This is a genomic window from Methylomonas sp. MgM2, assembly GCF_054172045.1.
This window is the reverse complement of sequence record NZ_JBSYXO010000075.1, coordinates 1-4,064: the sequence shown is the minus strand read 5'-3', so window position 1 is coordinate 4,064 and position 4,064 is coordinate 1. Positions and strand designations below refer to the sequence as shown.

The 4,064-nt window shown below is 60.4% G+C and carries 1 protein-coding gene; it reads right to left on the bottom strand.

Annotation, left to right across the window (positions count from 1 at the left end; all coding sequences use genetic code 11):
* Positions 1 to 4,064 (bottom strand): condensation domain-containing protein (locus ACW73I_RS22820; RefSeq protein ID WP_458031810.1); only part of this gene is annotated, 4,064 nt, incomplete at both ends.

Sequence of the window (4,064 nt, the reverse complement as noted above, 5' to 3'; positions counted from 1 at the left end):
GCCGCCGCCCTCTGGCTGATCAGTTCGTGCACGAAACCGGATGGATAGGCCGTCTCGGTGGCGTGCCAGGAGGATTGATGCGTCAATTCTTCCGACGTCGGCAGCATGATTTCGCCCAATCGGCATTCGGCATCATCCGCCAATGTAAACAACAATTGCTGAAAATGGCGGGTGATGCCGGTCACCGTCTCCGCGTCGAAACGGTCCAGCCAATACCCGTAGTCCTGGCCCAAGCTTTCGCCGATGCTGACGTTCAAGGTCAAGGGATAATGCGTGGTATCGACGTGGCTCGGCAGACCAAAGTTCAAACCGCTGGCGCTGTTTTTCAAGGCCGCATCGACCGGAAAGTTTTCGAACACCAGCAAGCTATCGAACAATGCCGCGCCGGCCTGTCCGGCCCAGCGCTGAACATCATAGAGCGGCGTATGTTCGTAGTCGCGCAAAGCCAGATTTTCCTGCTGCAACTCGCGCAGCCAGTCGCCGATCCGTTGCCCGGCTTCGACACGCACGATCAACGGCAAGGTGTTGATGAACAAGCCGACGATGCTCTCCACGCCGCGCAAGTCCGCCGGACGGCCGGACACCGTCGCGCCCAGCGCGACCGTGTCGCGCCCGCAATAACGCCCGAGCAACAAGGCCCAGGCCGCTTGCAGCAGCGTATTCAACGTGACGCGCTGTTGCCGGGCAAAGGCCTGCAAACGCGCCGTTGCCGCCGCATCCAGGCGGTAAACGTAGCTACCGTGGCCTTGTCCGGTCATCGGCTTGCTTAGCGCGTCGGCCAGCAAAGTCGGTTCGTCCAACATGTCCAAACGCGCGCGCCAGAAGCTCTCGGCGGCCGCTGCATCGCGGCGGCTCAGCCAAGCGATGTAATCGCGGTACGAGGCCGAACCGGCACTGCGCACGTTGCCGACGTAATCGTCCAACACTTCGCCCAAGAGCTGCGACGTGCTCCAACCGTCAAGCAAGATGTGGTGGCTGGTCCAAATCCAATGCCAGCGCTGCTCCGACAAACGCACCAATATCATACGCATCAAAGGCGCCTGGGCATGATCGAAGCCGCGCGCCCTGTCCTGGTCACTCAAGCGCTGCAAATCCGCCTGGCCTATCTCCCGGCCGCGCCAATCGAGAATTTCCAACAACAACGGTGCCTGTTGGTAGACGATTTGTAACGGTTGCTCGGACTCGCCGCGCCACAGAAACGCGCTACGCAGCAGCGCGTGCCGGACGATGGCCCGGCCCCAGGCGGCGGCGAAACGATCGCTGTCCAGGCCGTCGATGTCCAGACTCATACGGTTGACGTAAACCCCGCTTTCCGGCGCCAGCAGATCATGAAACAGCATGCCCTGCTGCATAGGCGACAGCGGATAAATATCCTCGATTCCGGCAAGCGCCAGCGGCAAGGCGTCTAGTTGCGCTTGGCTCAAGCCGGCCAACGGAAAATCCGACGGCGTGGCACCGCAGGTTCCGCTCAGGCAATGTTCGACGATGGTCAGCAATTCGTCGCGATAACGCTCGATCAACGCCTGCACGGTTTCGTCGCGGTATTGCCTGTTGCTGTAACGCCAACGCAATTGCAGCACGCCGCGCACTACCTGGGCGTTGATTTCCAGCCAGTACGGCAGCGGCGCTGCAGGATCGTGATCATCGCCGGCAGTTTCCGGTGCCAGTGCAAAATTGCCGGCTTCGGCATCGATCCGGCCGAAATAATTGAAACCTATTCGCGCCGGCGGCAAGGCGTTCAGCGCCGCGCTCTCATCGTCGCCGGCCAGATATTGCAGTACGCCGAAGCCCAGTCCGGCGTCCGGCACATCGCGCAGGCTTTGCTTGACGGCCTTGATCGTCGCGCCGATGTCCTCGGCGGTTGCCAGTTTGACCGGATAAACGCTGGTGAACCAGCCGACGCTACGGATCAGATCGACGCCGTCGAAAGCCTGCTCGCGGCCGTGGCTTTCCAAATCCACCGCCACGTCGCCGCCGCACCAGGCGCAGATTACCCGCGCCAATGCCGCCAGCAACAAATCGTTGATTTGCGTGCGGTAGGCGGCCGGGGCTTGAGTGAATAAGCGATAGGTGTTCTCGGCGTCGATGTTCAGCGTCAAGGTTCGCGCATCGCCGAAACTGCCATTGGTTGGTGGACAATCCTTGGGCGGTTCGACGGTGTTTTGCAACACCCCGTGCCAATACGGCAGTTGCCGTTTCAACGCTTCGCCGGCTGCGTAATTGCGTAAACATTCGCCCCACTGTTGCAACGACGCGGTTTTGCCCGGTAACGCTTCGATACCGTCGTATAAGGCTTGCAGGTCTTCCAGCACAATGCGCCAGGACACCCCGTCGACCAGTAAATGGTGCGCAATCAGCAACAGGCGCTGGCCTCCGTCGGCAAATTCTATCAACACAACTTTAAATAACGGACCGTGTTGCAAATCCAGGCTGCGCTGCGTTTGATCGGCCAACGCTGCAACCGCGTCGGCGTCTTTCGCGTGCAGATGCTCGAACGCCTGTGCCGTATCGGCATCGGCATAAAATTGGCGCCAAACGCCCTGCTGCAAACGATAACGCAAGCGCAAGCCGTCGTGATGCTCAAGCAATCGACCAACCGCATTCGCCAATCGAGCAGCATCGAGTTCGATTTTCGGCTGTAGCAGCAGCGACAAATTCCAATGATTGCGATTGGGCATGCCTTGTGCAAAAAACTGGGCCTGAATCGGCGTCAGAGGTGCTTCGCCGGCCACATTGATTGGCTGTTCGGCCGCTTTTTGCACCGGTATCGCCTGTACATTGGCGGCCAGTTTGGCCACGGTCTGATGCAGAAACAAGTCTTTGGGAGTCAGCGACCAACCGGCTTGGCGGGCGCGACTGACCAAACGAATCGCCATGATCGAATCGCCGCCCAGTTCGAAAAAATTGTCGTCGGCACCGACCCGCTCGACGCCGAGCACGGCCTGCCAAATCGCCGCCAAGTCGCGCTCGGTCTGGGTATGCGGTGCGCGATAGGCTCTTTCGGCCTGCCTATCCGGCTTGGGCAAGGCATGGCGGTTCAGCTTGCCGCTGGTCAAGCGCGGCAATTGTTCAAGGATTTGCACGTGCGCCGGCACCATGTAATCCGGCAAGCGCCGGCGCAGGTGGTTTTTCAGGCTTTCAGTATCGGTTGCGCCTACCGCGTAAAGCAATATGCGTTTGGCATGGCCCTCGCCATTCGCTACCACGACCGCCTCGGCGACACCTGGATGAGACAAGGCCTGGGCTTCGATTTCGCCCAACTCGATTCTGAAACCGCGCAACTTGATTTGATGATCGTTACGGCCGAAATAATCGACGTTGCCGTCGTCGCGAAAGCGCACCAAATCGCCGGTGCGGTACATGCGGGTACCGTCGGCGGCGAAGGGATCGGGCAGAAAACGCTCGGCGCTCAGATCGGGCCGCCCGAGGTAGCCGCGCGCCAAACACGGGCCGCCGATATAAAGTTCGCCGACCGCCCCGAGCGGCAATCGATTCAGGTCTATGTCCAATATGTAAAGCGCACGCTCGCCGATGCCGGTGCCGATCGGCGCGTAAGCTGTGTCGCAAACGGCGTCCGGCAACGCGGTCCAGACCAACGGAGTGATCAAGGTTTCGGTCGGGCCGTAGCCGTTCAGGATCGGTGCGTCGCCAACCAAACGGCGAATCATCGCCAGTCCTTCCTTGGGCACGGCTTCGCCGCCGACCGAACAGGCGCGTAGCGGCAGGCGCAAACCACGCGGTTCGGCCCAACGGGCGATTTCGATTAAATAGGCGGGCGGCATTTCGAACCAGGTCACACCATGACGCAGCAAGGCATCGTATGTCTGGTCGGCACTCCAAAGTGCATCGCGTACCAGTAAGCGACAACCGGTGATCAACGGTACCAGCCATTGTTCCATCGCAGCGTCGAAGGTAAAAGCGGCGAAATGCAAAGCCACGTCGTCATGTTGCATCGCGTACCTCTCCTCAATCGCCAGACAATGGCGCGTCAAGGCCCCGTGGGCGACCGCCACGCACTTGGGTTGGCCGGTGGAACCCGAGGTCAGGATCAGGTAGGCCAGTTG